A 26,860-nucleotide genomic window follows, 5' to 3' on the forward strand; every position below is an offset into this window, starting at 1 on the left:
CCGCCGCCACCGGAGGCTCAGCCGGCGTCGGTGCGGTCGACGGTGACGGTGGAGACGCCACCGGTGGCGTCGATGTCGTAACGGTCCGTCGCGGAGTTCCACTCCGGCGGGGTGAATGTCGTTCCACCGGCCACCCCTGAGTGGGTGGTGCCGTCGATGGTGACCGAACCGGCGCCGCCACCGGCGCGTACCTGCACGGGAGCGTCGCCGGCCAGGTGGACGACGACCTGGCTCGCCCCACCGCCGAGCACGGTCCGCTGCGTCCCCTCGGGTGCGGGCAACGTCAGCTCGATCCGGTTCGAGCCGGCGGTGAACTCGAGGTCGCCGAGCTGCGCGCCGCGCAGGTCCAGGTGCTGTTCCTTCGCACCACCGTTGAGGCGGACGTGCCAGCGGACCGATTCGGCAAGGACCACCTCCACCACCGCCGGGCCGTCCCGGTCCGTGCCGCGCAGGCTGGTCAGCAGGCTTCCATCGGTGAGGGAGACGGCGGGGCGGACGCTCGCGTCGCGCGGCGTGGACACCCGGTACGCGTCGTCGCCGAGGTCCGCGGTGCGTACCCGGATCACGTCGGCGCCGTCGAGCAGGACGAAGGTCGCCTCCCGCAGGTCGCCGGTGGCGCCGGTGACGACGTGTCCGTCGCGGCCGTCACCCCGGACCGTGACCCACGTCCAGGTGGCGACCACCACGACGACCACGACCAGCAGGATCGCCCCGAGCCACCACCACAACCGTCGTCCGCCGGCTGCCTGAGCGTTCTCCACGTCGCCTCCCGTACATCGATGACCGCACGGGTTACTACCCGCCTGTCACCGACTCTTACGCGCGGGAGGCCCGCCCGGCTCACCGCCACGACGTCGGCGGTGAGCCCGGCGGGCCCTGGTGGACGGTGTGTCTCAGGCTCGGGACCACTTCTGGTTGGGGGTGCCGGCGCAGTCCCACAGTTGCAGCCGACCGCCGTTGTTCGGGTTGTTCTCGCGTACGTCGACGCAGCGGTTCGCGCTGAGGTTGACCAGGTCGCCGGCGGCGTTGAGGGTGAACCGTTGCGCCGGGTTGCCGTTGCAGGTGACGAGGTTGACCTCGGTGCCGTTGGCCGTGCCGGCCCAGGCCGGGTCCATGCACTTGCCCATCGCGCGGATGGTGCCGTCGGCGGCGAAGGTCCACGCCTGCGCGGCGGTGGTGTTGCAGTCCCAGATCTGCAGCGGCGCGCCGTCGACCGGGTTGGCGCTGGGGATGTCGATGCACCTGCCGCTCTGCTGTCCCCGGATCCGGGTGGTGCCGGTGTTGCCGTCCGGGACGTAACCGTAGACCCGGACGTAGTCGACGAGCATCTGCTGCGGGAACTGGGTGCTGCCGTCCGGGTAGCCGGGCCAGTTACCGCCGACCGCCACGTTCAGGATCATGAAGAACGGGTGGTCGAAGACCCAGCGGTTACCGCCGAGCCGACCCGGGTCGACCCGGAAGAACTCCGATCCGTCGAGGTACCAGCGGATGATGTTCGGCTCCCAGTCCACCCGGTAGGTGTGGAAGGTGTCGGCCAGCGGCTGCCCGATGGTGCGGCTGCCGGTGATCCCGCCGCCGCCGGAGTAGCCCGGCCCGTGGATGGTGCCGTGCACGGTGTTCGGCTCCCGCCCCACGTTCTCCATGATGTCGATCTCGCCGGAGGCCGGCCAGCCGACGTTGCCGAAGTCGTTGCCGAGCATCCAGAACGCCGGCCAGATGCCCTGGCCCCGGGGAATCTTGATGCGCGCCTCGAACCGGCCGTACGCCTGGCTGAAGGTGGCCGCGGTCAGCAGCCGGGCCGAGGTGTACTCACACCGGCCGTAATGGCACTGGTAGTTGGCCGGGTTCTCCCGGCGGGCGGTGATGACCAGGTTGCCCTGACCGTCGTGCACGGCGTTGCTCGTGCTGTTCGTGTAGTACTGCCGTTCGTTGTTGCCCCAGCCGTGACCGCCGATGTCGAAGCGCCACTTGGACTGGTCGACAGGGGTGCCGGCTGGCGAGTTGAACTCGTCCTGCCAGGTGATTCCGCCGATCGCGGCGGCGGCCGGTGCGGACTGCACGGGTAGCAGGAGCGCGCTGGTGACGAGGGCCGCGCCCAGGGCGGCGGCTGCCCGCCGGAGGCTGCGGGAGATGGCGTTCACGATGGGGTCTCCTCGGGGGGGTGGAGGGACGGCGGCGCTGGCGAGGCGGGTGGGGAGCGCTCTCCAAATCCGAGTCTGTCGATTTCGACAAAAATAGTCAAGGTTGTTAACAGCGATCAAGGTCGAGAAGCCGTGAGGTGATCGTCAACCTTTGGTTGACGGCGGAGGATCGTCAACCTAGAGTTGACGCATGACTGAACCCGTGCAGATGAACAACCCGGTCCGGCTCGACGATCTGATCCAGGCCATCAAGCAGGCTCACTCCGACGCGCTCGACCAGCTCTCCGGCGCGGTGATGGTGGCCGACCACATCGGTGAGGTGGCCGACCACCTGATCGGCCACTTCGTGGACCAGGCCCGCCGCTCCGGGGCGTCCTGGACCGAGATCGGTCGCAGCATGGGGGTGAGCAAGCAGGCCGCCCAGAAGCGTTTCGTGGCCTCGGCGTTGGATCCGCAGGAAGGCTTCCAGCGGTTCACCCCACGCGCCCGTAACGTGGTGATGGCCTCGCAGAACGAGGCGAAGGCCGCCGGCAACGCCGAGATCACCCCGGCCCACCTGGTGCTCGGCCTGCTGGCCGAGCCGGAGGCGCTGGCCGCCAGGGCGTTGGCCGCCGGCGGTGTGTCGGTCGAAGCCGTGCGCGAGGCCGCCACGGCGGCGCTGCCGCCATCCTCGGCGGAGGTCCCGGACCTGATCCCGTACGACACCGCCGGCAAGAAGGCCCTGGAGCTGACCTTCCGCGAGGCGCTGCGGCTCGGGCACAACTACATCGGCACCGAGCACATCCTGCTGGCCCTGCTGGAGCAGGAGAACGGCGAGGGCCTGCTCACCGGCCTCGGCGTGGACAAGGCCGCCACCGAGGCGAACATCGTGGCGGCCCTGGCCAAACTGCGGACGTTCGAATAGGCGATCAGAGCTCGACGGGGAAGCCGTACCGGGCGGCGTGGTCCGGATCGGCCGGGTCGATCTGGCGCAGCCCGGCGTCGGCGAGGCGCTTGTTCACCTCGTCGAGCCGCTCCCGCACCAACCGGCCCTCCTCCTCGGTGACCCGCCCCCGGTGCGGCCGACCCGCATGCTCGATGGTGCCGTAGTCGATCTTCTCGGCGCTGCGGCGGGTCTTCGGCGGCCGGACCCGCTCCGCGGTCTTCAGCAACTGCGCCATCGGCACGTCGGTGGCCATCGCGTCGAACTCGCTCGCGGTCAGCACCACCCGACGCGGCTCGCCCTGCCCGTGCCGGTCGTGGATCTCGACCACCGCCACGTCCAACGCCGCGTCGTCGATGCTCTCCACCTCCACCGGGGTCGCGTCCAGTTGCACGGGCCCGGCCACCAGGTCAGGGTGCTCGAGAACGACGATGCGGACGGCCTCGTCGTCGGCACCGAGCACCGTGCCGCTGAAGTCGGAGACGTGGATCGTCTTCTTGCCCATGGATGTGCCAGCTCCCGTCGTGACCCGTCGAAGGACCAGCAGACGTTACCCGACAGGTGTGCGAAAGCGCGCGCTGGCTCGCCGCTCCGAAGACTTCCTCGGCGCGTCATCCAACCGGTCGGCTGGTCGGTGATCGCGGTTGCCGGTCGTGGCCGGTGGCTCAGTGGGGGTTCAGGTGGTGACGCACGGCACCGGCCGGCAGGCTGTTGAGGTCGCGCCAGGAAATCGCGCCGGGACGGCTGCGGTGACCCCGGTACGGCGCCTGGGCCGGAAAGCGGCCGGTCACCCCGTGGCCGCGCCAAGCGCACTCGGTGTCCTGCTGAAAACGGTCCTGCGGCTGTTTCGGCATGCCCCCACCGTTTCAAAGAAAGTTGTCCATGTATGGAAATGGATATGACGGTTGATCGATCCGTCAGGTTCCCCGGATCCGGCCCACCTACGCCCCGAACTCACCGCGCCGTCGTACGGTGAGCGGCGTCAGCGGTGTCGGACCTGGAGGTGTTGATGCTCGATCGGCGGCTCCACCTGCACCTGGCGACCTGGCTGGGGCAGTGGCCGGCCGGCCCGGGCCTGCACGTGGTCGGGTCCGGGCGGCGGACCCGACCCGCCTGGGACGGCCGGCCGCGTCCCGCCATCGCGGTCCACGCCGGAGTCAGCGGCGTGCTCTCCGTGGCCCCCGACCGGGTCGCGGTCGTACGTGACCTGGCGCGGCACCCGGACAATCTGCTGAACGCGCTGCCCACGGCGGTCGGCTATCCCGGCTGGGCGGTGCACGACGACGTGTTCCGGTGGAGCGTGGCCCCGGCGGCGCTGCCGGACGTCGGTGAATGGGTACCGCCCACCACGGCCGGTCTGCCCTCCTGGCTGCGGCTGTTCGACAGGTCCGTGCTCGTCGTACGCGACCACCGGGATCGCTACCTGGCCGGCGTCGGCATCAAGCGGCACGACCGCCACGGGCACGAGTTGGCGGTGGGCACGGTCCCGGCGGCCCGGGGGCGCGGGCTGGCCCGGCGACTGGTGGCCCAGGCTGCCCGTCGGGTGCTCGACGACGGCGCCGTGCCGACCTATCTGCACGACCGGCGCAACGGCGCCTCGGCGCGGGTGGCGGAAGCCGCCGGATTCCCCGACCGCGGCTGGCGGTCCTACGGCGTCTACCCGAGCTGAACGCTCACCGGCAGGGCGCGGACCGTGGATCCCGGGCCGGATCCACGGTCCGCAGCCTCCCCCCAGGTCCGCGTGAGGCTCCAATGCCGATCACGCTACGTATCCAGAACTCTCTCGGCAAGCTGCCGCCACTGTCTCGTTGCTGTCCAATTGTGGACTTGACCTGGGGCGCAGCATTTCTGCCCGCTCGCCTAGGTCAGTGACGCAGGGTGTGAATCAGGCTGACGACCTGTTGGGTCACCGGCCGCAGTACCCGCAGTCGCGACACCTTCACCAGCCGGTCCACAAGCGGCACCGCGCCGTCGATCAACTGCCGGGTCCGGGCCTGCCCCGGCGAGCGGTCGTAGACCCAGAAGAGCACCACACCCATGTAGGCGAGCCAGAGCAGCTCGGGCAGTTGCGGACGTAGTTCCGCGTCGACCTTGGCGGTGGAGCCGGTAAGCACCTCGGCGTAGAGGCCGATGGCCGCCTCGCGGGGCCCGGAGGACTCCGCGGAGAACGGGCTCAGTGGCGAGGTGGGTTCCGCGGCGGTCTTGAAGAAGCTCGCCGCGAACTCGTGAGACGGGGTGAGCACGTCGATGCCCGCGTGCAGCACTCCGGCCAGCCGGGCGGCGAAGTCGGATTCGCGGTCGAGCACCGGCTGGGCCGCCGTGCGGTGTTCCGCCTGTGTCCGGGCGTAGAACTCCTGGATCAGGTGTTCCTTCGACTGGAAGTAGTAGTAGGCGTTGCCGACCGCGACCCCGGCCTCCGTCGCGATGGCGCGCATGGTGGTGCGGGCGTAACCACGTTCGCGGAACAACCGCATCGCGGTCTCCAGGATCAGCTGCCGTGTCTGCTCGCCCCGGGCGGTCGCCGCCTCACCCGCAGCGGTCGTCGGCACAGTCTGGTCGGTCATTCCGGTCACCGTATCCCGCCGCGCCGCCGGTCGGCTCCGGGGACGGCTCACGGACCCGCTCGCGTACCGCGGACGCGGCGGCCACCACCCGCCGGGCCAGCGGCAGCAGGTGCGGGCGGGCGAGGCGTTGGGCTGTCTCCCGATGGTCGGCGAGCGCCCACAGGCAGGCGAACCAGGCGCCGTCGCCCGCGTACACCTCGCCGGTGTCGGCGATCACCGTGAGATCGCGCAGCGTCGCGTCGTGGTCCAGGTCGGGGAAGCGCAGCCGGGCCGACGCCGACCCGGCCGGCAGGAACTCCAGCGGTACGAGCTGTGCCCGCGACGCCAGCCAGCCGCGCGCGGCCCGGCACAGTGGGCAGTGTGCGTCGTAGAGGACGGTGAGGCTCCGGATGCCACCGCCCCCGTGTGCGGTGGCAGCCGGCAGCCCGTCCATCCGGCCCTGGCCCGGCGTCGTCATCGGGCCGGCGGCGTCGGCGGGGCCGGTGGCGTGTGCGGGGCCGGCGGGGCGGGCTGGCCCGGCGCGGTCCGTGGGGGACCCTGGACAGAAGCGGCCGGTGCGGGACCCTGGACAGGCGCGGCGCCTGGCCCGTGCGGCGCCGGCGGATAGGCGTGCTGGGTCGGCAGTCGACCGACGGGGGCCAGTGGTGGATGGGTGGCGAGCTGGCGCAGCCGGTTCCGCCGGTACCGGCCCAGGGCGTAGACGTTGAAGAAGTGCAGCGCGCCGAGCACGAGCAGCACCAGCCCGATCTTGAGCGAGAGTTCCTCCATCGCGACGCTCGTCGAGCCGACGGGCTCGGAGTGCCGCATCGCCACCGTGACGTAGCCGAGGTTGAGCAGGTAGAAGCCCACCACGAGCAGGTTGTTCACCGCCCGCGCCAGCCGTTCGTCGGCGAACACCTCATCGAGGAAGACCAACCCGTTACGAGTGAGCGCCCGCGCCACCCAGACGGTCAGCCCGATGCTGACCGCCAGGTAGACCAGGTACATCCAGACCTTGATGTCCATGTGCCGGCCCAATCTTGAACAGGTTCAACTTGATGGACGTCAGCGTACGACAGAACTTGAACGTGTTCAAGATGGTTCGGTGTCAGCCGATCAGGCCGAGCACCTCGGCGGCCGCCCGGCCGTTGGCGTGGCTCGCGCCGTAGGTGATGACGAAGGCCCGGACGCCGTCGGGACGCCAGCTGGCCGGCCAACCCATCTCCACCACGACCACCGGGTGCGTGGCGGCCAACGCGTTCGTCAGTTCCGGGCCACCGGGCAACCGGTGCAGGTGGCGACCGACCAGCACGATCGGGCGGTCACCGGCGCGCCGTCGCAGGTCGGCCGGGTCGGTCTCGGCGGCCACCACCCGGATCTGCTCGGTGCGGTTGAGGTGTGGTCCGAGCCCCCACGGCACCCGGCCCTCGGCGATCGTGGAACTGGCGTGCAACTGCACCACGAGGGGCCGGTCCAGCCCGGCCAGCACACCCTCCACCCGTACCGCTCGGCGGGCCGCGGCGTACCCCAGGTCGGTGGGGTTGACGGCGGTGTGGCCGGCGGTCCGGGTCCAGGCGGCGAGTTCCGCGGAGCGGCCGGCGGCCTGTTCGACCCGGGCCCGCTCCAGCCGGCCGTCGCCGAGCGCGGCCACGATCTCGGCGGCGACCTGCTCGACCAGTTCGGCGTCGACCTTGGCCCCGATGCAGAGCAGGTCGGCGCCGGCGGCCAGGGCGCGAACCGCGCCGGGGGCGACACCACCGGCGGCCAGGGCCGCACCCTTCATCTCCAGCGCGTCGGTGACGATGACGCCGTCGAAGCCGTACTCGTGGCGCAGCAGGTCCACCAGCACGGCGCGGCTGAACGTGGCGGGCCCGTCCCCGGTCAGCGCGGGTACCCGGATGTGTGCGGTCATCACCGCCCGGGCTCCGGCGGCGACCACCGCGGCGAACGGGGGCAGGTCCCGCTGGCGCAGCAGGTCCGGTGCCACGTCCACGGTGGGCAGTTCGTGGTGGGAGTCGGCCACCGTCGCGCCGTGGCCCGGGAAGTGCTTGGCGCAGGCCGCCACCCCGGCGGCCTGGAGCCCGGCGGTCGCGGCGGCGGCGTGCGCGGCGACGGCCACCGGGTCGGCGCCGAAGGACCGGGTGCCGATGATCGGGTTGTCGTCGGCGGTGTTGACGTCGACAGTGGGTGCCAGATCGACGGTGATGCCCAGGTTGGCCAGCTCGGCACCGATGGCCTGGTAGACCCGGCGGGTGAGCGCCACGTCGCCGATCGCGCCGAGCGCGGCGTTGCCCGGGTACGGGCTGCCGGTGGCGTGCGCCAGCCGGGTGACGTCGCCGCCCTCCTCGTCGATGGCGATGAGCACGTCGGGCCGCCCGCTGCGCAGCGCCGCCGTGCTGGCCGACACCTGCGCCGGTTCGTTGACGTTGCTGCCGAACAGGGTGTGCCCGGCGAGCCCGTCGGCGACCAGGTCGACGGCCCAGTCCGGCGGGACCGGTCCCGGATAGGCGGCCAGCAGGGTGCCGAGCGCCAGCCGGCGCAGTCCTGGATCCAGCCCCACGGGTTCTCTCCTCTCGATGCCGGCCGGCGCGGATCTCGTACCGGGTCGGCGGAGGGTCGCGTTCCCACGTGGCCGATACGCTACGGCTTACCCGTTCGCCTGTCGGTCTACAGTTAGTTAAAAGCTTAAAGGTTAGCAAAGTTTACTAATACTTGAGGACAGATGGCATGAGTGCGACCCGGCTGCCCGGCACCCCACGTCTGTTGCGGGCCCTCAACGACCGCGCGGCGCTGGAACTGCTGCTGGAGCGCGGGCCACTGACCCGGGCCCGGATCGGTGAGCTGACCGGCCTGTCCAAGGTCACCGCCTCGCAACTTGTGGAGCGGCTGGAGGAGCGCGGGCTGGTCGCCCGGGTCGGCGAGCAGGCCGGCGGTCGGGGACCGAACGCCCAGCTCTACGCCGTACGGCCCGGCAGCGCCCACGTGGTCGGTGTCGACGTGGGCCCGGATCGGGTGGTGGCCGCCTGCGCCGACATCACCGGTGCGGTCATCGGCCGGGTCGAGCAGTCCACGCAGGACACCGACGACCCGGTCGGGGTGGTGCACAACGCGGTCGTACGGGTGGCCGGCAGCGCCGGGGCGCAGCTGTCGAGCGTCCGCCGGATCGTGCTCGGCACCCCCGGTCTGGTCGACCCGGGCACCGGGGACATCACCTTCGCGTACAACCTGCCCCGCTGGCACCGGGGCCTGCTCGCCGCGCTCCGCGACGACCTGGACACCCCTGTCGTCTTCGAGAACGACGTGAACCTCGCCGCCGTGGCTGAGGCGCAGTCCGGCGCGGCCCAGGGCCTGGCCGACTTCGTCCTGGTCTGGGTGGGCGCCGGCGTCGGTCTGGCGATCATGCTGGGTGGGCGGCTGCACCACGGCAGCAGCGGTGCCGCCGGTGAGATCGGCTACCTGCCGGTGCCCGGGGCACCCATCCCGCGCGATGTCTCGCGTCGGGCGAAGCCGGCCTTCCAGCAGCTGGCCGGCGCGGACGCGATCCGCGCCCTGGCCAAGGAACACGGCTACCCGGACGCCGCCGCCGAGGCGGTCCGGGCCGCGATCGCCGACGGCACCTCGGGCGGGCCGATGCTCGACGAGGTGGCCCGGCGGCTCGCCCTCGGCGTGGCGAGCACCTGCGTGGTGCTGGACCCGCCGCTCGTGGTGCTGGCCGGGGAGGTGGGGCAGGCCGGTGGGGCGGCCCTGGCCGAGCGGGTACAGCACGAGGTCGCCGCGATCACCCTGGTGCGCCCCCGGGTGGTACCCACCGGCCTGACCGAGGAGCCGATCCTGCACGGTGCCCTCCGCACCGCCCTGGACGCCGTCCGCGACGAAGTCTTCGGCTCCACCATCACCTGACCCCTCACGCGGAGGTCAGAGGAGGTCGCGGCGGCGGAAGAGGGCGAAGGCGGCGGCGGCGAGGCCGGCGGTGAGCAGTAGGAGCACCACCAGGGCGGGTTGCCAGGTCAGGGTGTAGCTGCCGTCGCAGTAGCCGGTCGTGACGGTCCGGCAGGCGGTGCTGTCCCAGAAGGTGACCTCTCCGGCCAGCCCGGCGCCGACGTAGCTGGCGAGCATGAGCTGGTCGGGTCGGGACACCTCAAGGATCTGCAGCACGATCCGCCCACCCAGTTCCCACACCACCAGGTACGCGGCCACTGCGCCGAGCGCCGCCGCGGTGTGCCGGCCCATCGTGGCGATGGCGAAGCCGGTCGCCGCGGCGAGCAGCACCAGGATCAGCCCGCGACCCCAGATCGCGCCCAACCCGGTCCAGAAGGCCGCGTTCGTCGGGCCGGGATAGCCGGCGATCTGCGCGATGACCCAGAAGGTGACGAGATAGGCAAGCGAGGCGAGCACCGACACGGTGAGCACCGCCCCGAGCAGCGTGCCGAGCTTGGCGCCGAGCACGGTCAGCCGGCGTGGTCGCCACAGCAGCAGGTTCACCACACCGCCGGAGTTCAGGTCGGCGCCGATGTACGAGGCACCGACCAGGAACCCGAAGAGGACCAGGTACGCCACCAGGAAGTAGAGCAGCGGCTCGGCCTGCCGGGTGAAGGTGAACACCCCGGTCAGGTAGTCGGCGGCGACCGGCAACCGGTCCCGCAGCGCCGGATCCAGCTCGGAGCAGTCCGGCGGCAGGTAGAAACCCTCGTCGCCGGGACGCGACTCGCCCCGATCCCGGGCCAGGCACCGCTCGTGGTGCAGCTCCATGTCGCGTAGGTTCGCGGTGGCCTGCCGCTGGGCCTCGGCCAGCTCGACGGCTGTGGGTTGGTGCGAACCGGCGAGCGTGGTCGCCGCGGTCACCCCGAAGGCCAGCATCAGCAGCACGATCATCAGCTGGACGAAGCGGCGGGCACTGAGCCGCTCCACCTCGGCACGGAACAGGTTCACGCGTCCACTCCCCGCATCCCGAGGTCGATCTCCTGGCCAGTGGCCGGTTGGTCCGGCGGTGTCGAGCCGTCCACCTGCCGGGGGACTCCCGGATGCGCCGGGCTGCCGGTCAGCTCCAGGAAGACGCTCTCCAGATCCGGCCGCAGCGGCGTCAGCTCGCGTACCCAGACGCCCTGCTCGCCGAGGGTCCGGCTCACCGTCGTCGGATCCGGCACACCGCTCACCACCAGATGATCGGCGTGCCCGGTGACCGTCAGCCCGGCGGCCAGCAGCAGCTCCTCGGCCCGGGCCAGGTCGTCGACGCGGACCAGGTGCTCGTTGTGGTCGAAGCCGGCGAGCACCTCCGCCACCGGACCGGCCGTCACCCGCCGCCCCCGCGAAATGATCGTGACGTGGTCGCAGATCAACTGGATCTCGGCCAGGATGTGGCTGGAGATCAGCACCGTCACGCCGTTCGCCGCCAGCGACCGTACGAGATCCCGCATCTCCCGGATGCCCGCCGGGTCGAGCCCGTTCGCCGGCTCGTCCAGGATCAGCAGCTCGGGTCGTTTCAGCAGTGCCGAGGCCACCGCCAGTCGCTGCTTCATGCCCAGCGAGTAGCCCTTGACCCGCTCGTCGCCCCGGTCGGCCAGCCCGACCTGCTCCAGCACCTCGTCGACCCGGGCGACCGGTACGCCGCCGGCGAGGGCGAGCAGCCGCAGCGTCCGGTACCCGGTGAAGTTGCCGTAGAACTGCGGACTCTCCACGATCGCACCGACCCGGCCGGCGACCTGCGGCAGCTGATCCGGCGCGTTGGCACCGAGCACGCGCATCCGGCCGTCGTCGGCGCGTACCAGCCCGAGCAGCGCTCGCAGGGTGGTGGTCTTGCCCGAACCGTTGGGCCCGAGGAAGCCGTGCACCTGGCCGGCCTCCACCAACAGGTCGAAACCGTCGACCGCTGTCCGTCGCCCGCGTCGCAGGCTGTGGAAGGTCTTGCGGAGACCCTCGATCTCGATGACCCCACTGGTCATGGGCGGTCCTCCGGGTGGGGTGAGCAACGACACGGCGCCTCACCCTACGGCGGCAGCGCCCGCCCATGGGGGCACCTCGGCGGTGCGTGGTTGGATGGGCTGGTGACTGGTGACCTGATCCCTGGCGCCGCCGGCGCCGCACCCGCCCCCTCGCCCGTGGACGCGGATCTGGTGGTCAGCCTCGACGGCGTCGCCGTACGCCGGTCCGGCACCGCCCTGCTGCACGACGTCGACTGGCGGGTGGAGCTGGACGAACGCTGGGTGGTGCTGGGGCCCAACGGGGCCGGCAAGACCACCCTGCTCAACCTCGCGTCCGGTCGACTGCATCCGACCACCGGCACCGCGCACGTGCTGGGTGAGCGGATCGGCCGCACCGACGTGATGGAGCTGCGTACCCGGATCGGCCTGTCCACCGCCGCGCTCGCCGAGCGGCTGCCCGCTCAGGAGCGGGTCGTCGACGTGGTGATGACCGCCGCCTGGTCGGTGGTCGGCCGGTGGCGCGAGAGCTACGACCCGGCCGACGAGGCCCGCGCCCGGGCGCTGCTGGACCAGCTGGGAGTCAGCGCGTTGGCCGACCGGGAGTACGGCACCCTGTCGGAAGGGGAGCGCAAGCGGACGCAGATCGCCCGGGCCCTGATGACCGACCCGGAGCTGCTGCTGCTCGACGAGCCGGCGGCCGGGTTGGACCTGGGCGGTCGGGAGGACCTGGTCGCCCGCCTCGCCGAGCTGGCGCAGGACCCGGACGCTCCGGCGTTGGTACTTGTCACCCACCACGTCGAGGAGATTCCGCCCGGCTTCACCCACGCGTTGCTGCTGCGCGACGGCGCCGTGATGGCGCAGGGCCTGCTGCACGACACGCTCACCGCCGACAACCTCACCAAGACCTTCGGGCTGCCGCTGCTCGTCGAGCGCAACGGCGACCGCTACACCGCCCGCGCCGCCTGAGGCGACGCCCGCGCGATCCCCGGGAGGTGCCCGTGCGACAGACCCGCGTCGTGGTGGTGGGCAGCGCGAACATGGACCTGGTCGCCACCGCCGAGGCGCTGCCCCGGCCGGGGGAGACCAGGCTCGGCACCGACTTCGTCACCGTGCCCGGTGGCAAGGGAGCCAACCAGGCCATCGCCGCCGCGAGGGCGGGTGCCGCAAGCGTCTTCCTCGGCGCGATCGGCTCGGACGCGTTCGGGGTGACCCTGCGGGCCAGGATCACCGCCGCCGGGGTCGACGCCAGCCAGTTGCGCACCACCTACGGCGCGTCCGGGGTGGCCCTGGTCATGGTCAACGCCGACGGTGAGAACGCGATCCTGGTGACCCCGGGGGCGAACACCTCGCTCACCGAACTGACCGAGACCGAACTCGCCGCCGTGCGCGACGCCGACGTCCTGGTCGCGCAGCTGGAGATTCCGGTGGAGACGGTGACCGCTGCGGCGGTGGCGGCCCGGGCCGCCGGCACCCGGGTGGTGCTCAACGCGGCGCCGGCCGTTGCGCTCCCGCCGGAGCTGCTTACCGCCGTGGACCTGCTCGTGGTCAACGAGAACGAGGCGCAGGCGTACACCGGGCGGGGCCGGGAGGAGCCGCACGCGCTGCTCGACCTGGTGCCCCGGGCGGTGTTGACGCTCGGCGCGGAGGGTGCCTGGTACGGCGACCGGGACGGCACGGCGGTGCACGTGCCGGCGGTCACTGTGGACACTGTCGACTCGACGGCTGCCGGGGACGCCTTCACCGGTGCACTCGCGGTGGCCTGGGGTGAGGGACGTGACCTGGTGGACGCGGTTCGTTGGGCCTCGGCCGCCGGTGCCGCCTGCGTACGACGGCTCGGGGCGAGCGTCTCGCTGCCGCACCGGGTCGAGATCGACCAGCTGTACGTGCCCGCGCCCTGACCTGGTCGACGCCGATCGGCCGGGCCGCGCCGGCCCACCCGTCACGCGCCAGGTACGACGCTGGAGCCGGTCCGGAACGCGCGACGGTACGCCGACGGTGAGGTCCGCATCGCCCGGGTGAAGTGGTGACGGTAGGTCACCGGGGCGTCGAAGCCGACGGCCGTCGCGATCTGTCCGACCGGCGCGTCGGTGGTCTCCAGCAGAGTCAGACTGGCCCTGATCCGTTGCTCGACGAGCCACCGGATGGGGCTGGTGCCGGTGGCCTTCGCGAAATGCCGCAGGTAGGTGCGGGGGGACATGTGGGCCTGCCGGGCCAGCCGGGCCACCGTGAGCGGCTCCGCCAGATGTGCCAGGGCCCAGGCGATGCTGCCGGCGATCCGGTCGTCGTCCGGGTCGACCGCCACCGGTGCCTCGATGAACTGCGCCTGACCGCCGTCGCGATGCGGCGGGATCACCAGCCGGCGGGCCACCGCGTTGGCGACGACCGCGCCGTGGTCACGGCGTACGACGTGCACGCACAGGTCGAGGCCGGCGGCGCTGCCGGCACTGGTGAGGATGTCCCCGTCGTCGAGGTACAGCACGTCGGCGTCCACCGTGATCCGCGGGTACCGGCGGGCCAGCAGGTCCGCGTACCGCCAGTGGGTGGTGGCCCGCCGGCCGTCGAGCAGCCCGGCACCGGCCAGGGCGAAGGCGCCCGAACAGATGGAGAGCAGCCGCGCGCCGGCCCGGTGCGCCCGGCGCAGAGCCGCGACCAGTTCCGGCGACGGTGTCCCGTGTACGTCGGGTACCCCGGGAACGATGACCGTCGCGGCGGCGGCCAGCACCTCCAGCCCGTACGGGCTGTGCAGGCTGGCACCGCCGAGCAGTGGAACGGTGCCGGGACGCTCGGCGCAGAGCCGCAGGTCGTACCAGGGCACGTCGAGTTCCGGCCGGGGCAGGCCGAAGACCTCGGTGACGATCCCGGTCTCGAAACCCGACATCCCGGGGTACGCGAGCACGGCCACGCTGCGGTCGACCGGATCCATGGCCGGATGTTAGCGGAGTACGGCGTCACCGCCACTCGTCCACCGGCCGGCCCTGGGTCGACGATCGAGGACATGACCCGAGCCTTCGCCGTACCGGCTGCCGATCCCTCCACCGCCGTCGCCCATTTCCTCGCCCGGCTGCGTTTCGAGACCGACGTGGCCGACGTGCACGCCGACCTCACCGCCGCGGTGCCCGACCTCGTCGTGGTCGACTCGCGTGGCGACCAGGCCTGGGCACAGGGCCACCTGCCCGGCGCCGTGCACCTGCCCACCGCCCTGATCGCCGAGCGGGCCGCCGGGGCGGTGCCGCCCGACGCCCGGGTGGTCACCTACTGCTGGGGTCCCGGCTGCGACGGCGCCACCCGGGCGGCGCTGGAGTTCGCCCGGCTCGGCCACCCGGTCAAGGAGATGCGCGGCGGCTACGAGTACTGGGTCCGGGAGGGACTGCCCGTGGTGACCGCCACGGGACTCGCCCGCCGGCCGGTGGACGACCTGACCGCCCCGCGCGCCTCCGCCGCCTGCGACTGCTGACCGGCAGGGCGGGGCGGCCCGTGCCACCCGGGGTCAGCCGGCGTCGTCGTTGAGTTTCTCGCCCCGCCTGCGCAGCATCGACAGTCCGGGGATGCCCGCCACGGCGAGCTTGAGGTCCCGGGTCACGTCGAGCAGATCGTGCAGGTCCGGGCCGACCCGGTCCAGGGTGGCCAGGATGGGCAGGACGTCGGCGGTGAGGTGCTGCCGCAGCTTCGGCAACTCGTCGACCAGCCGGACCGCCGCGGTCACCTCCTCGTGGCTGAGCTGCTCGACGAAGTGGTTCGCCATCGGGGCCGCCCGCCGCAGCGCCGGTTCGTACGCCGACAGCAGTTCGGCAGCGGTGGCCGCGGCCTCAGCCGCAGTGCCCACCGTCGCGGCGGCCCGCCCGGCCACCGACCGCGCCGACTCCACGACGACGGCCGCCGCCGCGGCCACCTCGGTGGCGTTGTCCACGGCGGCGGTGGCGGCGGCACTGATCACCGCGACCTCACGGACCGCCACCTCGGCGTCGGTGACCATGCGGTCGGTCCGGTCCAGGGTCTGCTCGACCCGGTCCACCACCCCGTTGATCCGGGCCAGCAACGCCTCGACCTCGTCGAGTACCGCGAACGCGCGGGCCGGGATGGCGGCGAAGGACGCGGCCTGGTCGAGAGCGGAACGGGTGAGACCGAGAACCGCTGTCGGCCGGGGAAGGGGGAGTGCCATGGGATCAAGTGTGCGTCGCGCGGGCCAGCGCCGCCGGACGACGAGTTCACGTGTCGCTCTGCTGCTCGACGGCGCGCTGCACCGCCCGGTAGATCTGCCCGAAGCGCAGCGCGTCCGGCGTGCGCAGCACCATCACCTCCTGCCGGCGGTACTGCACCCACAGCTCCAGCACCCGGTTGCCGCGCTCGTAGGAGCGGTCCAGCCAGCCGAGGGGTATCTCCAGGAACGGGACCAGGGCGAGCGGGACGATCACACACGCGGCGAGCACGACGAGCGCCGGCAGCCACTCGCCCCGGTCCTGCGCGGACCAGGCCAGCGAGAGCACACAGACCAGTGCCACGAGTGGGGGCAGGGACAGCAGCAGGACCAGGACGCCCCGACCGAACACCCGACCGCGTACGGCGAGTGTGGTGCGGCCCTTCGCATGCCAGACGTAGGTGACCTCGGCGATCGGAATGACGTGTCCACCGGCCCGGATCGACTCGGAGGTCACCTGCACCGCGTCGTCCCGGTAATAGAGGGCCATCACTAAGCTTAAGCACCGTTCGGCAACCCGGTGCTGTCGCGCGGTCGCTCAGCGTCGGCGGGGCGGTATCGGCCGGCCGGTCTCCATGGCCCGCTGCACGGCGCGGTAGATCTGACCGAAGCGCAGCGCGTTCGGGGTGCGGAGCAGTTGCACCGGGTGACCCCGCCAGCGGATCCAGACCTCCCGCTGTCGGCTGCCCCGGGCGTAGGAGCGGTCGAGATGCTCGAAGAGGAAGTCGGCGACCGGCCCGACCGCCAGCCCGACAAGCACGGAAGCCCCGATGATCGCGATCGTGACGGTCGCCGAGCGGTCCAACCAGACGGCCAGCGCGACTCCGGCGGCGGCGGCCACCAGCGGGGCGACAAGCGCGGCGCCGATCGCACCCCGGCCGGCCAGCACCCGCCAGGAGAGGGTGCCGTGCTGGTGCCAGATCTCGCTGATCTCGGCCAGTGGATAGACCCGGCCCTCGACGGTCACCGCGGCCGAGGTGACCCGTACCAGCCGGTCGTCGTAGTAGGTGACCGCGGGACGCCTGTCGACCTGCCGGCGCGCCCCGCCGGGGTGGGCGGCCGGCGTCGCGGCACGGCCGGCGCGCGGCTCAGGTTGACGAGGGTTCATCGTGCGACTCCCGACTGACGGGGCTGGCACCAGACTACTTACCCCAACGAGCCGGGTCGTAAGGTTGGCACGCGACTTCGACGAGGAAGTGAGGCTCAGCGTGGGTGAGTTCGTGCGGCTGGAGACCCGGGACGGCATCGGCACCATCCGGCTGGAGCGGCCGCCGATGAACGCCCTCAACACCCAGGTGCAGGAGGAGTTGCGCGCCGCCGCGACCGCCGCCACCGCCGACAGCGGCGTCCGCGCGGTAATCGTGTACGGCGGGGAGAAGGTCTTCGCCGCCGGTGCGGACATCAAGGAGATGGCGGACATGTCCTACGTGGACATGGCTGAGCGGGCCGCCGACCTGTCCAGCGCGCTCGGCGCGATCGCCCGGATCCCCAAGCCCGTCGTCGCCGCGATCACCGGCTACGCCCTCGGCGGCGGCTGCGAGCTGGCGCTGGCCTGCGACTGGCGGGTGGTGGCCGAGGACGCCAAGCTCGGCCAGCCCGAGATCAAGCTCGGCATCATTCCCGGCGCCGGGGGCACCCAGCGGTTGGCCCGGCTGGTCGGCCCGGCCCGGGCCAAGGATCTGATCATGTCGGGCCGGATGGTGGACGCGCAGGAGGCACTGCGGATCGGCCTGGCCGACCGGGTCGCCCCGGCGGCCGAGGTGTACGACACCGCGGTGGCGATGGTGCGGCCGTATCTCAACGGGCCGGTGCAGGCGCTGCGGGCGGCGAAGCTCGCCGTCGACGGCGGCCTGGACATGGATCTGGCCTCGGGCCTGGCCTGGGAGAGTCAGCTCTTCGCGGCGCTGTTCGCCACCGACGACCGGAGCGAGGGAATGGCGGCGTTCGTGGCGAAGCGGAAGCCGGACTTCACCGGACGCTGAGCGCGCGAGAACAGTTCACATTCCTCCTACCGGCCAGTAGCGTGTGACTCCGGTCAGGCGACGAGAAGGAGCGGGAATGACGGAGCGGATCGAAGGCCACGGCGGGGAACTCGCCCTCGCGGCGCTGCGCGCGTACGGGGTGCGGGAGATGTTCACCCTCTCCGGCGGGCACGTGTTCCCGCTCTACGACGCCGCGCACAAGACCGACTTCCCGATCTACGACGTGCGACACGAACAGTCAGCCGTCTTCGCCGCCGAGGCGGTGGCCAAGCTCCAGCGCCGACCCGGGCTTGCCGTACTCACCGCCGGTCCCGGCGTGACAAACGGCATCTCCGGGCTGACCAGCGCCTTCTTCAACGCCTCGCCGGTGCTCGTGCTGGGCGGTCGGGCACCCCAGTTCCGCTGGGGTTCGGGCAGCCTCCAGGAGATGGACCACCTCCCGCTGGTCGCCCCGGTGACCAAGCACGCGGAGACGGTGTTCAGCGCGGACGACATCCCCCGGGCGGTGGCCGCCGCGCTGACCACCGCCCTCACCCCGCACCGGGGACCGGTGTTCCTCGACTTCCCACTGGAGGCGGTCTTCTCGGTCGGTGACGCGGAGCTTCCGGCCGGCCCACAGCTCAGCCCGCTCGACGCCGATCCCGAGGAGGTGGCCCGTGCCGCCGGCCTGATCGCGGGCGCGGCACGTCCGGTGATCATCGCCGGATCGGACGTCTGGACCGGCGACGCGGTGGACGAGCTGCGCGCCGCGGCCGAGGCACTCACCGTGCCGGTCTTCACCAACGGCATGGGTCGGGGCGCCCTGCCGCCGGAGCATCCGTTGGCCTTCGCCAAGGCCCGTCGGGTGGCCCTGTCGAACGCCGACGTGGTCGTGGTGATCGGCACCCCGTTGGACTTCCGGCTCTCCTTCGGCGACTTCGGCGAGGCCCAGGTGGTGCACATCGTCGACGCGCCCAGCCAGCGTGCCGGTCACGTACAGCCCGCCGCCGCCCCCGCCGGAGACCTGCGCGGCATCCTCACCGCGCTGGCCGACCACCCAGGTGACCGGGTCGACCACGACGACTGGGTCGCCCAGCTGCGGACCGCGGAGGACGCCGCGAAGGCGCGCGACGCCGAGGAGATGGCGGCCGAGACGGACCCGATCCGCCCGGCCCGGATCTACGGCGAGCTGCGTAAGGTGCTCGCCCGCGACGCGGTCACCATCGGCGACGGCGGCGACTTCGTCTCCTACGCCGGGCGTTACCTGGAGCCGGCCCAGCCCGGTACCTGGCTCGACCCCGGCCCGTACGGCTGCCTCGGCACCGGCATGGGCTACGCGATGGGCGCCCGGGTCACCCACCCGGACCGGCAGGTCTGTGTGCTGATGGGCGACGGCGCGGCCGGCTTCTCACTGATGGACGTGGAGTCACTGGCCCGGCAGAAGCTGCCTGTGGTCATCGTGGTCGGCAACAACGGCATCTGGGGCCTGGAGAAGCACCCGATGCGGGCCATGTACGGCTACGACGTGGCCGCCGACCTTCAGCCCGAGCTGCGGTACGACCAGGTGGTCGGCGCGCTCGGCGGTGCGGGCGAGACGGTCGCCAAGGCCGCCGAGCTGGGTCCGGCTCTGCAACGGGCCTTCGACGCCGGGGTGCCGTACCTGGTCAACGTGCTCACCGATCCGGCCGACGCGTACCCCCGCTCCTCGAACCTGGCCTGAATCGGGGCGCCCCGCCCCGGCGGCTACACCTCGGGGCGGGGTTCCTCGCGCGGCGGCTCGCCCTCCCGCTTGCGCAGATCGTCCTCGCGTTTGCGCAGGTCCTCCTCCCAGCGGCGGAAGAGTTCCTGGTCCTCCTGACGCGATCGCTCCTCGATCGAGCGGAGGAACTCCGGGTCGTCGTCGGGCGCGAGCGGCCGGGGACGCTCGGCCGGGCGTGCGCCCGGAGCCCAGGATGTCGACCCACCGACGGCCTTGCGCTCCCGCCCGGCGACGAACCAGGCGATCGAGCCGACCAGCGGGAAGAACAGGATGATCAGCAGCCAGGCGATCCGGGGGAGGTGGCGGATGCCGTCCTCCTCGGCGGAGAGGCAGCTGATCAGGGCGCAGACGGCGAGGACGACCTGCACCAGGAAGAGGAGGATGTACAGCCGGGCCATGTAACCATCATTACCTACCTTGCGCGGCGGTCACAGCCCGCGCAGCACCAGCAGCGCTCCGAGGAGCGCGAATCCGACGGCGGCCAGCCCCACCAGGGCGAGGCTTCGACCGCCGGTGCGGGACACGCCGCTGCCCGTGGCCCGTCGCCAACAGAGCGTCACGACCGCACCCCAGCCGAGGATGGCCAGCGCCGCCGGCCCGGCCCCGCCCCGGCCGCCGGTGAGCGCGAGCCGGACGGTCAGCAGGGTCACGACGGTCAGCGTGAGCAGGGTGCGCCGCCAGGCCAACCTGGTGCGTTCGGGTTGCAGACCCGGGTCGCGGACCGTGGTCATCCGCTTATCGCACCGGCCAGCACCGCCACCACCAGCGACAGCGCGCCGAGGCCGACGATCAGGGCGAGCACGGCCGGGAAGCGGGAGGCGGGCAGCTCCTCGCCGAGCCGGATGGCCCGTTCGGTACGCGCCCAGTGGTCGACGGCCCGGATCGCGACCGCGCCGCCGAGCAGCAGCAGCACCACCGCGATCACCTCGCGCAGGTGGACCAGGGACAGGGTCGGCAGGAACTGCGCGGCGGCGAGCCCACCGGCGATCAACGCCAGTCCGGTACGCAACCAGGCCAGGAACGTGCGCTCGTTGGCCAGGGAGAAGCGGTAGTCGGGGGTGTCGCCCACCGACCGCAGCTCCTGCGGGTCGAACCAGTTCCTGATCATCTGCCACACGCGTGTGATTATCCGGTGCCCAGCGGGAATAGTTTGGGAGCATGACGGATCTTGACGCGACCACCTTGCGCGCGGCGTACGACACCCAGCTCCGGCCGGACCTGCCCGACCCGGTGCCCGACGGTGTGGTGGTGGAGTCCGACGGTCCGGTGTTCCGGGTGCTGGGCCTGGATCAGCGGGGCATGGTGACCTACCGCGACCTCGGTGGACTGGCCGGTGCCGACCTCGACGAGCTGATCGCCCGGCAGGTGGCGGTGTCCCGCGAGCGGGGCGAGCCGGTCGAGTGGAAGCTGCACGGTCACGACGCACCGGCCGACCTGCCGCAGCGCCTGCGAGCCGCCGGCTTCGTGCCGGAGGACCAGGAGACCGTCGTGGTCGGCCCGGTCGCACCGCTGGCCTCCACACTGCCGGTGGTGCCCGAGGGCGTACGCCTGCGTGAGGTGACCGGGCGGGCGGACCTGGACCGGATCGCGGAGCTGAAGACCCAGGTGTGGGGGCGTGACCTGTCCGGACTGGCCGACGGCCTGGAACGGGAGATCGCCGCCGATCCGCAGGCGATCACCGTCGTGGTGGCCGAGGCGGACGGGACGATGGTGAGCGCCGGTTGGGTGCGGTACCCGACCGACAGCACGTTCGCCACGCTCTGGGGCGGTTCGACCCTGCCGCAGTGGCGGCGGAAGGGCATCTACCGGGCGTTGGTCAGCTACCGGGCCCGGTTGGCCGGGCCGCGTGGCCGGACGTTGGTGCAGGTGGACGCCTCGACCGAGAGCCTTCCGGTACTGCAGCGGCTCGGGCTCGTCGCGGTCACCACCACCACGCCCTACGTCTACACTCCGTGATCATGGGCCAGCGGCTGACGGACGACGAGAAAATGACCCTGAAGACGGGTGCCTTCGGTGCGGTGCTGATGGTCTCGAACGCCGACCCGGGGGTGCTCGCGCTGTTTCGCGAGAGCTTTGCGGCCTCCGGGGCGATCGCCGACGCCAGTGGCGTGGTGAAGGAGGCGTTGACCAGCGGGCCGTTGCCGAAACTACCGCGCGACTCGGCGCTGGAGGTGGAGTCGGTGGTGCTGCCGGCGCTGCGCCGGGGGATCGAGATCCTGACCGAGAAGGTTCCGCAGGACGTTCCTGTGTACCGCGCGGTGGTGCTGGCGGCGGCCGACCGTACGGCCCGCGCCCACGACGGTGTCAGCCCGGCCGAGGCCGAGGTCATCGAACGGATCAGGGGCGTGCTGGGCGCCGAACCTACTGACAGGTAACATGGCGCCGTGGGCAACCGCACAACAGCCCATGGTTGACCGGACGGCACCGCACGCGCGAGGCTGCGCCCAGATCGGGGCGAAAAGATCACATAACCACAGCAGGAGGGTCGTCGAAGCGCGATGAACATCGTCGTACTCGTCAAGCAGGTGCCTGATTCGGGCGCGGACCGCAACCTGCGTACTGACGACAACACTGTCGACCGCGGTTCGGCGAACAACGTCATCAACGAGATGGACGAGTACGCCATCGAGGAGGCGTTGAAGATCAAGGAGGCGCACGGCGGCGAGGTGACGATCCTGACCATGGGTCCGGACCGGGCTACCGAGTCGATCCGTAAGGCGCTGTCGATGGGCCCGGACAAGGCGGTCCACGTGGTGGACGACGCCCTGCACGGCTCCTGCGCCGTCGCCACCTCGAAGGTGCTCGCCGCCGCGCTGGGGCAGCTCAACGCCGACCTGGTGCTCTGCGGCTCGGAGTCGACCGACGGTCGGGTGCAGGTGATGCCGCACATGCTCGCCGAGCGGCTGGGCATCGCGGCGCTGACCGGTGCCCGCAAGCTCACCGTCGACGGGGCCACGCTGACCGTGGAGCGGCAGACGGAGGAGGGCTACGAGGTGGTCACCGCCTCGACCCCGGCCATCGTCTCCGTGTGGGACACCATCAACGAGCCCCGGTACCCGTCGTTCAAGGGGATCATGGCCGCCAAGAAGAAGCCGGTGCAGACGCTCTCCCTGGGCGACCTCGGCGTGGCCGCGAACGAGGTCGGCTTCGACGGGGCGACCAGCACCGTGGTGGAGCACAGCAAGCGCCCGCCGCGTTCGGGTGGCACCAAGGTCACCGATGAGGGCTCCGGCGGCACGCAGCTCGTCGAGTTCCTCGCCACCGAGAAGTTCGTGTGAGGGGTGTGGGACATGTCTGAGGTTCTCGTCGTCGTCGAAGCCACCGCGGAGTTCGGCGTCAAGAAGGTCACCCTGGAGATGCTCACCCTCGCCCGTGAGCTGGGCACCCCGTCGGCGGTGGTGCTCGGCGGCACCGGTGCCGCCGAGGCGCTCTCCGGCAAGCTGGGCGAGTACGGCGCGGAGAAGATCTACGCGGCCGAGGGTGACGAGATCGACGGCTACCTGGTGGCGCCGAAGGCCACAGTGGTCGCCGACCTGGTCAAGCGGGTGCAGCCGGTCGCCGTGCTGCTCGCCTCCTCACAGGAGGGCAAGGAGATCGCCGCCCGGCTGGCGGTCAAGCTGGACAACGGCATCCTGACCGACGTGGTGGCCCTGGCCGCCGACGGCACCGCCACCCAGGTGGCCTTCGCCGGGTCGACAATCGTGAAGTCCAAGGTCACCCGGGGCCTGCCGCTGGTCACCGTCCGGCCGAACTCGGTAAACCCGACGCCGGCTGCGGCCACCCCCGCGGTCGAGCAGCTCACCGTCACCGCCACGGACAGCGACAAGCTGGCCAGAGTCGTCGACCGGGTGGCCGAGCAGAAGGGGTCCCGCCCCGAGCTCACCGAGGCCGGCGTGGTCGTCTCCGGTGGTCGCGGTGTCGGCAACGCGGACAACTTCAAGCTGGTCGAGGAGCTGGCCGACCTGCTCGGCGGTGCCGTCGGCGCCTCCCGGGCCGCTGTCGACTCCGGCTTCTACCCGCACCAGTTCCAGGTGGGGCAGACCGGCAAGACGGTCTCCCCGCAGCTCTACATCGCGCTCGGCATCTCCGGTGCGATCCAGCACCGGGCCGGCATGCAGACCTCGAAGACCATCGTCGCGGTCAACAAGGACGGCGAGGCACCGATCTTCGAGCTGGCCGACTTCGGCGTGGTCGGCGACCTGTTCAAGATCGTTCCGCAGGCCGCCGAGGAGATCCGCAAGCGCAAGTGAGTCGTACGCGACACAGCCGCCGTCCGGGGTTCCGGACGGCGGCTGTGTCGCCTTTGGCGCGAGGGAGCTGATCGGCGGGCCGGGGAGCTGAACCGGCCCGCCGATCAGCCCGTCAGGGAGCCCCTCAACAGGCTGTCGCCGGAGTGGGCGGTGTTGTTGTCGAACTCCTCGGCCGAGACGTCGACAACTGAGTACTGCCCCAGGTCGACGTTCGGTGGCAGCGGCAGCAGCACATCAGAGCCGTTGCCGAGGACACCGACCGAGAACATCTCCATGCTCTGCGGGTTGATGAGCCATACCTCGTAGTACCCCGGTACGGCCGGGAGATTCGCCACGTGCAGATGCAACTCGCCGGTGCCCAGCACCCGCGCGTCGCCCCGGGCGGCGGGTGGGGTCGACCCGTACGCCGCCAGCGGAGCGCTGGCCAGCACCGTTGGCTCGGCGGGCTCGCCGTCGCGCAGCACGGCGGCGGTGCCGACCACACCGACGATGGCCGCGGCGACCGCCGTGACCGCCGTGGTGGCAAGCCGTGACCAGCGTCCGCGCCGTGACCGTCGGGGCACGGGTACGGCGTCGGTGGTGGCCGTGCCGGCCGGGTCGGAATCCGGCCGCTGCCGGTCGGCGGTGAGCCGGGGCAGTTCCTTCGCCGCCGTGATCTCCGCCATGATGCCCTGCCAGACGTGCTCCGGCGGGTCGGGCAGCTCGTTGAGGCCCTGCGTGGCGGCACCGAGGCCGGCGACGTGGCGCAGGTTCTCCAACTCCGCCCGGCAGTGCGGGCAGGCGTCGAGGTGGGTGCGGTCGGTGGTGTCCACCTCACTTTCACCGAGCGCCAGAAATACCAGCCGGTCGTGCTCCAGGTGCTGCACCGTCCACCTCCCATCTGCGCTTCAGACTTGCCATGCCACGCCGGATGTGACTCTTCACCGTGCCGAGCGGCACTCCGGTCACCGTCGCTATCTGCTGGTGGGTCAGGTCGTCGAAGAAGGCCAATTCCAGCATGCGTCGCTGTTCGTCCGGCAGACGCGCCAGCTCGTCGGCCACCACCAGCCGGTCGACCACGGTGTCCGGGTCATTGCCGGTGGGCACCGGATCGGGGAGTTGGCGTACGGTCTCGACCACCCGGTTCTCCCGCGCGGCGGACCGGAGCCGATCGATGACCTTGCGTCGGCCGATTCCCAGCAGCCACCCGACGAGTGACCCCTTCGTCGGATCGAAGGTCTCCCGACCGAGCCAGGCGGCGACGAATGTCGCCTGGGTCGCGTCCTCCGCGTCGCTGCGGTTCACAAGCGTGCTGGTGGCCAGGTGGAGAACGGCCCGACCGTAACGGTCGTACGCCTCGCGCAGCGCCTGCTCGTCGCCGGCGCGGAAGCGGTGGGCCAGCTCGTCCTCGGGTGTGCCCGGTTGCTGCCGGATCCCGGTCACGGGACGGTTCGCCTGGTTGGGGGCATGCCCGACTGTAGCTCGCACCGGCGCCGTCCCCTCTGTCAGCCCAGCGTCTCCTCGACCTCTCTTCGTCCGCGCGGTGCCCGCCGGATGCGGTCACGGCCGGAAAAAGAAAGTCGCCTCCGCCCGCATCCGGGCGGCGAGATGCCGGCGTAACTCGGGGTGCACAGCAAGCCTGACGAAATGGCATGAAACACCAGGAGGCAGACATGCAGTTCGCGTACCTTCGCCGCGTCGCCGCGGGTGGCGCGGTCGCCGCGCTGACCTTCGTCGGCGCCGGCATCGCGACGGCGACCCCGGCGTACGCCGCCGACTCGAAGGTCTCCGTCGTGCACGGCATCCCGGACACCCCGGTCGACGTCTACGTCAACGGGGAGAAGACCCTGGAGAACTTCGAGCCCGGTGACGTGGCCGGGCCGCTGGACCTGCCCGAGGGGCAGTACGACATCGCCCTGACCAAGCCGGGCGAGCCGATCGGGCAGGCCATCCTCACCGCCGACGACGCGGAGGTCCCCGGCGGGGCGAACATCAGCATCGCCGCCCACCTCGACGCCGAGGGTCAGCCCACGATCACCCCGTTCGTCAACGACACCGCCAAGGTCGACGCCGGCAAGGCCCGGCTGATCGTCCGGCACACCGCCGCCGCGCCGGCCGTGGACGTGCGGGCCGGCGGCAGCCCGGTCTTCGAGGGCCTGACCAACCCGAACGAGGCCAAGGGCGACGTGGACGCCGGCAACGTCTCGGCGGACGTGGTGCTCGCCGGCACCGACACCGTGGTGATCGGGCCGGCCGACCTCAACCTGGCTGAGGGCACGGCGACGATCGTCTACGCCATCGGCTCCGCCGAGGCGGAGAACCTGTCCGTCGTGGCGCAGACCATCGAGGGCCTGCACTCGGCGCCCTCAGGCGTGCCGAGCGGCACCGGCGGGCAGGCCGGCACCGGCCTCGGCACCTGGTGGTACGCCCTGGCCGGCACCGGGATCCTGCTGCTGGTCGCGGGCGGGGCGCGGGCGGCTGTCGTCCGGTCGGGTCGCCGGTGACGGTCGTCAACCGTGGGGCGCTGGCGGCTGTGGCCGCCGGCGCCGCCGCGCTCGCCGTCGCGGCCGTGGTGGCAGTCGTGTCCCGGCCGGCGGGCAACGTCGGCACCGAGCAGGCCGCCGCGCTGGCCAGCCCCACTCCGTCGGTCACCGGACCCGCCGTGGCAGTGGTCCCCGGGGCGCTGCCCGGGAACGCCGAGCCGGTACGCCCGGTCCGGCTACGGATCCCCTCGATCGGGGTCACCGCGCGAGTCGACCCGGTCGGTGTCGACGAGCGCACCAAAGAGTTCGACGTACCGCCGAGCGTCGACCAGATCGGCTGGTACCGCTACGGACCCGGGCTGGAGACCGAGTCCGGATCGGTGGTGATCGCCGGGCACGTCGACAGCGCCGAGCAGGGCCGGGGCGCCTTCTACCGGCTGCGTGAACTCGCGCCGGGCGACACCGTGACGGCCACCGGCGACGACGGGACCGAGCGGACCTACCGGGTGGTGGCCCGGGAGGAGTACGACAAGACCAAGATTCCACTTGAGCGCTACTTCGCCCGCGACGGGCGTCCCCGCCTGACGCTCATCACCTGCGGCGGCCCGTTCGACGCCGACGCCCGTCGCTACCGGGACAACATCGTCGTGACCGCGTCACCGGTCTGACGTCCCGCCAGGCAATCCGGCCTGCGGTCGGCACCGGAGTG

The 26,860-nt window shown here is 71.9% G+C and carries 32 protein-coding genes; 14 read left to right on the forward strand and 18 right to left on the reverse strand.

What is annotated here, in order from left to right:
• Positions 1-17 precede the first annotated feature (17 nt).
• Entirely contained in the window at positions 18-761 is a 744-nt protein-coding gene (locus tag AB0I71_RS17260) for a hypothetical protein (protein ID WP_357585655.1), read from the reverse strand.
• Positions 762-893: 132 nt separating this feature from the next.
• The gene (locus AB0I71_RS17265) at positions 894-2,141 is read right to left on the reverse strand and encodes a family 16 glycosylhydrolase (protein WP_357585657.1); all 1,248 of its coding nucleotides are present in this window, start codon (positions 2,139-2,141) and stop codon (positions 894-896) included.
• 190 nt (positions 2,142-2,331) lie between these two features.
• Between AB0I71_RS17265 and AB0I71_RS17270 the strand changes: the two genes are divergently transcribed.
• A complete protein-coding gene (locus AB0I71_RS17270) occupies positions 2,332-3,045 on the forward strand; it encodes a Clp protease N-terminal domain-containing protein (RefSeq protein WP_357585659.1) in 714 nt (237 codons plus the stop codon).
• 4 nt (positions 3,046-3,049) lie between these two features.
• Here AB0I71_RS17270 and AB0I71_RS17275 read toward each other — a convergent pair whose 3' ends face one another.
• Positions 3,050-3,568 carry a hypothetical protein gene (locus tag AB0I71_RS17275; protein WP_357585661.1) on the reverse strand — a complete coding sequence of 173 codons (519 nt, stop codon included), beginning with the start codon at positions 3,566-3,568 and terminating at the stop codon, positions 3,050-3,052.
• A gap of 504 nt (positions 3,569-4,072) precedes the next feature.
• Here AB0I71_RS17275 and AB0I71_RS17280 point away from each other — a divergent pair.
• Positions 4,073-4,732, forward strand: coding sequence for a GNAT family N-acetyltransferase (locus tag AB0I71_RS17280; protein ID WP_357585921.1), 660 nt, complete (start codon positions 4,073-4,075; stop codon positions 4,730-4,732).
• Between the two features lie 196 nt (positions 4,733-4,928).
• Here the strand turns inward: AB0I71_RS17280 and AB0I71_RS17285 are convergent, their stop codons facing one another.
• The 4 genes from AB0I71_RS17285 to AB0I71_RS17300 form a co-directional block, all read right to left on the reverse strand.
• Positions 4,929-5,627, reverse strand: a complete 699-nt coding sequence (locus tag AB0I71_RS17285) for a TetR family transcriptional regulator (RefSeq protein ID WP_357585663.1) — start codon at positions 5,625-5,627, stop codon at positions 4,929-4,931.
• Positions 5,590-6,084, reverse strand: coding sequence for a DCC1-like thiol-disulfide oxidoreductase family protein (locus AB0I71_RS17290; protein WP_357585665.1), 495 nt, complete (start codon positions 6,082-6,084; stop codon positions 5,590-5,592). The genes AB0I71_RS17285 and AB0I71_RS17290 overlap by 38 nt, the downstream gene beginning before the upstream one ends.
• Positions 6,081-6,632: a hypothetical protein gene (locus AB0I71_RS17295; RefSeq protein WP_357585667.1), complete on the reverse strand. Its 552-nt coding sequence runs from the start codon at positions 6,630-6,632 to the stop codon at positions 6,081-6,083. Before AB0I71_RS17295 ends, AB0I71_RS17290 begins: the two co-directional genes overlap by 4 nt.
• Positions 6,633-6,714: 82 nt before the next feature.
• Positions 6,715-8,166, reverse strand: a complete 1,452-nt coding sequence (locus AB0I71_RS17300; protein WP_357585669.1) for a glycoside hydrolase family 3 N-terminal domain-containing protein — start codon at positions 8,164-8,166, stop codon at positions 6,715-6,717.
• A gap of 167 nt (positions 8,167-8,333) precedes the next feature.
• On the opposite strand from AB0I71_RS17300, the gene AB0I71_RS17305 reads away from it, so the two are divergent.
• Positions 8,334-9,506 (forward strand): ROK family transcriptional regulator, encoded by a 1,173-nt coding sequence (locus tag AB0I71_RS17305; RefSeq protein WP_357585671.1) that lies wholly within the window; start codon positions 8,334-8,336, stop codon positions 9,504-9,506.
• A gap of 15 nt (positions 9,507-9,521) precedes the next feature.
• Here AB0I71_RS17305 and AB0I71_RS17310 read toward each other — a convergent pair whose 3' ends face one another.
• Together AB0I71_RS17310 and AB0I71_RS17315 are read right to left on the reverse strand one after the other, a co-directional pair.
• The gene (locus tag AB0I71_RS17310) at positions 9,522-10,535 is read right to left on the reverse strand and encodes an ABC transporter permease subunit (protein ID WP_357585673.1); all 1,014 of its coding nucleotides are present in this window, start codon (positions 10,533-10,535) and stop codon (positions 9,522-9,524) included.
• Entirely contained in the window at positions 10,532-11,545 is a 1,014-nt protein-coding gene (locus tag AB0I71_RS17315) for an ATP-binding cassette domain-containing protein (protein ID WP_357585675.1), read from the reverse strand. Before AB0I71_RS17315 ends, AB0I71_RS17310 begins: the two co-directional genes overlap by 4 nt.
• A 102-nt stretch (positions 11,546-11,647) precedes the next feature.
• Here AB0I71_RS17315 and AB0I71_RS17320 point away from each other — a divergent pair, with 102 nt between their 5' ends.
• Positions 11,648-12,490: an ABC transporter ATP-binding protein gene (locus AB0I71_RS17320; RefSeq protein ID WP_357585677.1), complete on the forward strand. Its 843-nt coding sequence runs from the start codon at positions 11,648-11,650 to the stop codon at positions 12,488-12,490.
• 32 nt (positions 12,491-12,522) lie between these two features.
• Positions 12,523-13,422, forward strand: a complete 900-nt coding sequence (locus AB0I71_RS17325; RefSeq protein ID WP_357585679.1) for a ribokinase — start codon at positions 12,523-12,525, stop codon at positions 13,420-13,422.
• 41 nt (positions 13,423-13,463) lie between these two features.
• Here the strand turns inward: AB0I71_RS17325 and AB0I71_RS17330 are convergent, their stop codons facing one another.
• On the reverse strand, positions 13,464-14,447 hold the full coding sequence (locus tag AB0I71_RS17330; protein ID WP_357585681.1) for a helix-turn-helix domain-containing protein: 984 nt from the start codon (positions 14,445-14,447) through the stop codon (positions 13,464-13,466).
• 72 nt (positions 14,448-14,519) lie between these two features.
• Here AB0I71_RS17330 and AB0I71_RS17335 point away from each other — a divergent pair, with 72 nt between their 5' ends.
• Positions 14,520-14,978 carry a rhodanese-like domain-containing protein gene (locus tag AB0I71_RS17335; RefSeq protein ID WP_357585683.1) on the forward strand — a complete coding sequence of 153 codons (459 nt, stop codon included), beginning with the start codon at positions 14,520-14,522 and terminating at the stop codon, positions 14,976-14,978.
• A gap of 33 nt (positions 14,979-15,011) precedes the next feature.
• Here AB0I71_RS17335 and AB0I71_RS17340 read toward each other — a convergent pair whose 3' ends face one another.
• The 3 genes from AB0I71_RS17340 to AB0I71_RS17350 are packed head-to-tail and all read right to left on the reverse strand — an operon-like array spanning position 15,012 to position 16,827.
• Positions 15,012-15,683: a hypothetical protein gene (locus AB0I71_RS17340; RefSeq protein WP_357585685.1), complete on the reverse strand. Its 672-nt coding sequence runs from the start codon at positions 15,681-15,683 to the stop codon at positions 15,012-15,014.
• A 46-nt stretch (positions 15,684-15,729) separates the two neighbouring features.
• A complete protein-coding gene (locus AB0I71_RS17345) occupies positions 15,730-16,209 on the reverse strand; it encodes a DUF6232 family protein (RefSeq protein WP_357585687.1) in 480 nt (159 codons plus the stop codon).
• 48 nt (positions 16,210-16,257) lie between these two features.
• Positions 16,258-16,827 carry a DUF6232 family protein gene (locus AB0I71_RS17350; RefSeq protein ID WP_357585689.1) on the reverse strand — a complete coding sequence of 190 codons (570 nt, stop codon included), beginning with the start codon at positions 16,825-16,827 and terminating at the stop codon, positions 16,258-16,260.
• Positions 16,828-16,927: 100 nt separating this feature from the next.
• Here AB0I71_RS17350 and AB0I71_RS17355 point away from each other — a divergent pair, with 100 nt between their 5' ends.
• Positions 16,928-17,701 (forward strand): enoyl-CoA hydratase-related protein, encoded by a 774-nt coding sequence (locus AB0I71_RS17355; RefSeq protein WP_357585691.1) that lies wholly within the window; start codon positions 16,928-16,930, stop codon positions 17,699-17,701.
• Between the two features lie 76 nt (positions 17,702-17,777).
• Positions 17,778-19,400: an acetolactate synthase gene (locus AB0I71_RS17360; protein ID WP_357585693.1), complete on the forward strand. Its 1,623-nt coding sequence runs from the start codon at positions 17,778-17,780 to the stop codon at positions 19,398-19,400.
• Between the two features lie 23 nt (positions 19,401-19,423).
• Here the strand turns inward: AB0I71_RS17360 and AB0I71_RS17365 are convergent, their stop codons facing one another.
• Genes AB0I71_RS17365 through AB0I71_RS17375 form a run of 3 tightly spaced genes read right to left on the reverse strand, consistent with a single transcriptional unit; the run spans position 19,424 to position 20,556 of the window.
• Entirely contained in the window at positions 19,424-19,837 is a 414-nt protein-coding gene (locus AB0I71_RS17365; RefSeq protein ID WP_203998036.1) for a PLD nuclease N-terminal domain-containing protein, read from the reverse strand.
• Between the two features lie 30 nt (positions 19,838-19,867).
• The gene (locus AB0I71_RS17370; RefSeq protein WP_357585695.1) at positions 19,868-20,170 is read right to left on the reverse strand and encodes a DUF202 domain-containing protein; all 303 of its coding nucleotides are present in this window, start codon (positions 20,168-20,170) and stop codon (positions 19,868-19,870) included.
• On the reverse strand, positions 20,167-20,556 hold the full coding sequence (locus tag AB0I71_RS17375) for a DUF202 domain-containing protein (protein WP_357585697.1): 390 nt from the start codon (positions 20,554-20,556) through the stop codon (positions 20,167-20,169). The genes AB0I71_RS17370 and AB0I71_RS17375 overlap by 4 nt, the downstream gene beginning before the upstream one ends.
• Positions 20,557-20,597: 41 nt before the next feature.
• Here AB0I71_RS17375 and AB0I71_RS17380 point away from each other — a divergent pair, with 41 nt between their 5' ends.
• The 4 genes from AB0I71_RS17380 (at position 20,598) to AB0I71_RS17395 (ending at position 23,689) form a co-directional block, all read left to right on the forward strand.
• Positions 20,598-21,395, forward strand: coding sequence for a GNAT family N-acetyltransferase (locus AB0I71_RS17380; protein WP_357585699.1), 798 nt, complete (start codon positions 20,598-20,600; stop codon positions 21,393-21,395).
• Positions 21,392-21,814: a hypothetical protein gene (locus tag AB0I71_RS17385; RefSeq protein WP_357585701.1), complete on the forward strand. Its 423-nt coding sequence runs from the start codon at positions 21,392-21,394 to the stop codon at positions 21,812-21,814. The genes AB0I71_RS17380 and AB0I71_RS17385 overlap by 4 nt, the downstream gene beginning before the upstream one ends.
• A gap of 123 nt (positions 21,815-21,937) precedes the next feature.
• Entirely contained in the window at positions 21,938-22,717 is a 780-nt protein-coding gene (locus AB0I71_RS17390) for an electron transfer flavoprotein subunit beta/FixA family protein (RefSeq protein ID WP_357585703.1), read from the forward strand.
• Between the two features lie 12 nt (positions 22,718-22,729).
• Complete coding sequence (locus AB0I71_RS17395; protein WP_357585705.1) at positions 22,730-23,689, forward strand: electron transfer flavoprotein subunit alpha/FixB family protein; 960 nt, start codon at positions 22,730-22,732, stop codon at positions 23,687-23,689.
• Between the two features lie 104 nt (positions 23,690-23,793).
• Here AB0I71_RS17395 and AB0I71_RS17400 read toward each other — a convergent pair whose 3' ends face one another.
• Positions 23,794-24,555 (reverse strand): anti-sigma factor, encoded by a 762-nt coding sequence (locus AB0I71_RS17400; protein WP_357585707.1) that lies wholly within the window; start codon positions 24,553-24,555, stop codon positions 23,794-23,796.
• Positions 24,509-25,111: a sigma-70 family RNA polymerase sigma factor gene (locus AB0I71_RS17405; protein WP_357585923.1), complete on the reverse strand. Its 603-nt coding sequence runs from the start codon at positions 25,109-25,111 to the stop codon at positions 24,509-24,511. The genes AB0I71_RS17400 and AB0I71_RS17405 overlap by 47 nt, the downstream gene beginning before the upstream one ends.
• Before the next feature lie 230 nt (positions 25,112-25,341).
• Here AB0I71_RS17405 and AB0I71_RS17410 point away from each other — a divergent pair, with 230 nt between their 5' ends.
• Both AB0I71_RS17410 and AB0I71_RS17415 read left to right on the forward strand, forming a co-directional pair.
• Positions 25,342-26,172 carry a DUF4397 domain-containing protein gene (locus tag AB0I71_RS17410; RefSeq protein ID WP_357585709.1) on the forward strand — a complete coding sequence of 277 codons (831 nt, stop codon included), beginning with the start codon at positions 25,342-25,344 and terminating at the stop codon, positions 26,170-26,172.
• On the forward strand, positions 26,169-26,819 hold the full coding sequence (locus AB0I71_RS17415) for a class F sortase (protein WP_357585711.1): 651 nt from the start codon (positions 26,169-26,171) through the stop codon (positions 26,817-26,819). The genes AB0I71_RS17410 and AB0I71_RS17415 overlap by 4 nt, the downstream gene beginning before the upstream one ends.
• Positions 26,820-26,860 lie beyond the last annotated feature (41 nt).

The sequence above is a fragment of the Micromonospora sp. NPDC049891 genome (genome assembly GCF_040660295.1).
Lineage (GTDB): Bacteria > Actinomycetota > Actinomycetes > Mycobacteriales > Micromonosporaceae > Micromonospora.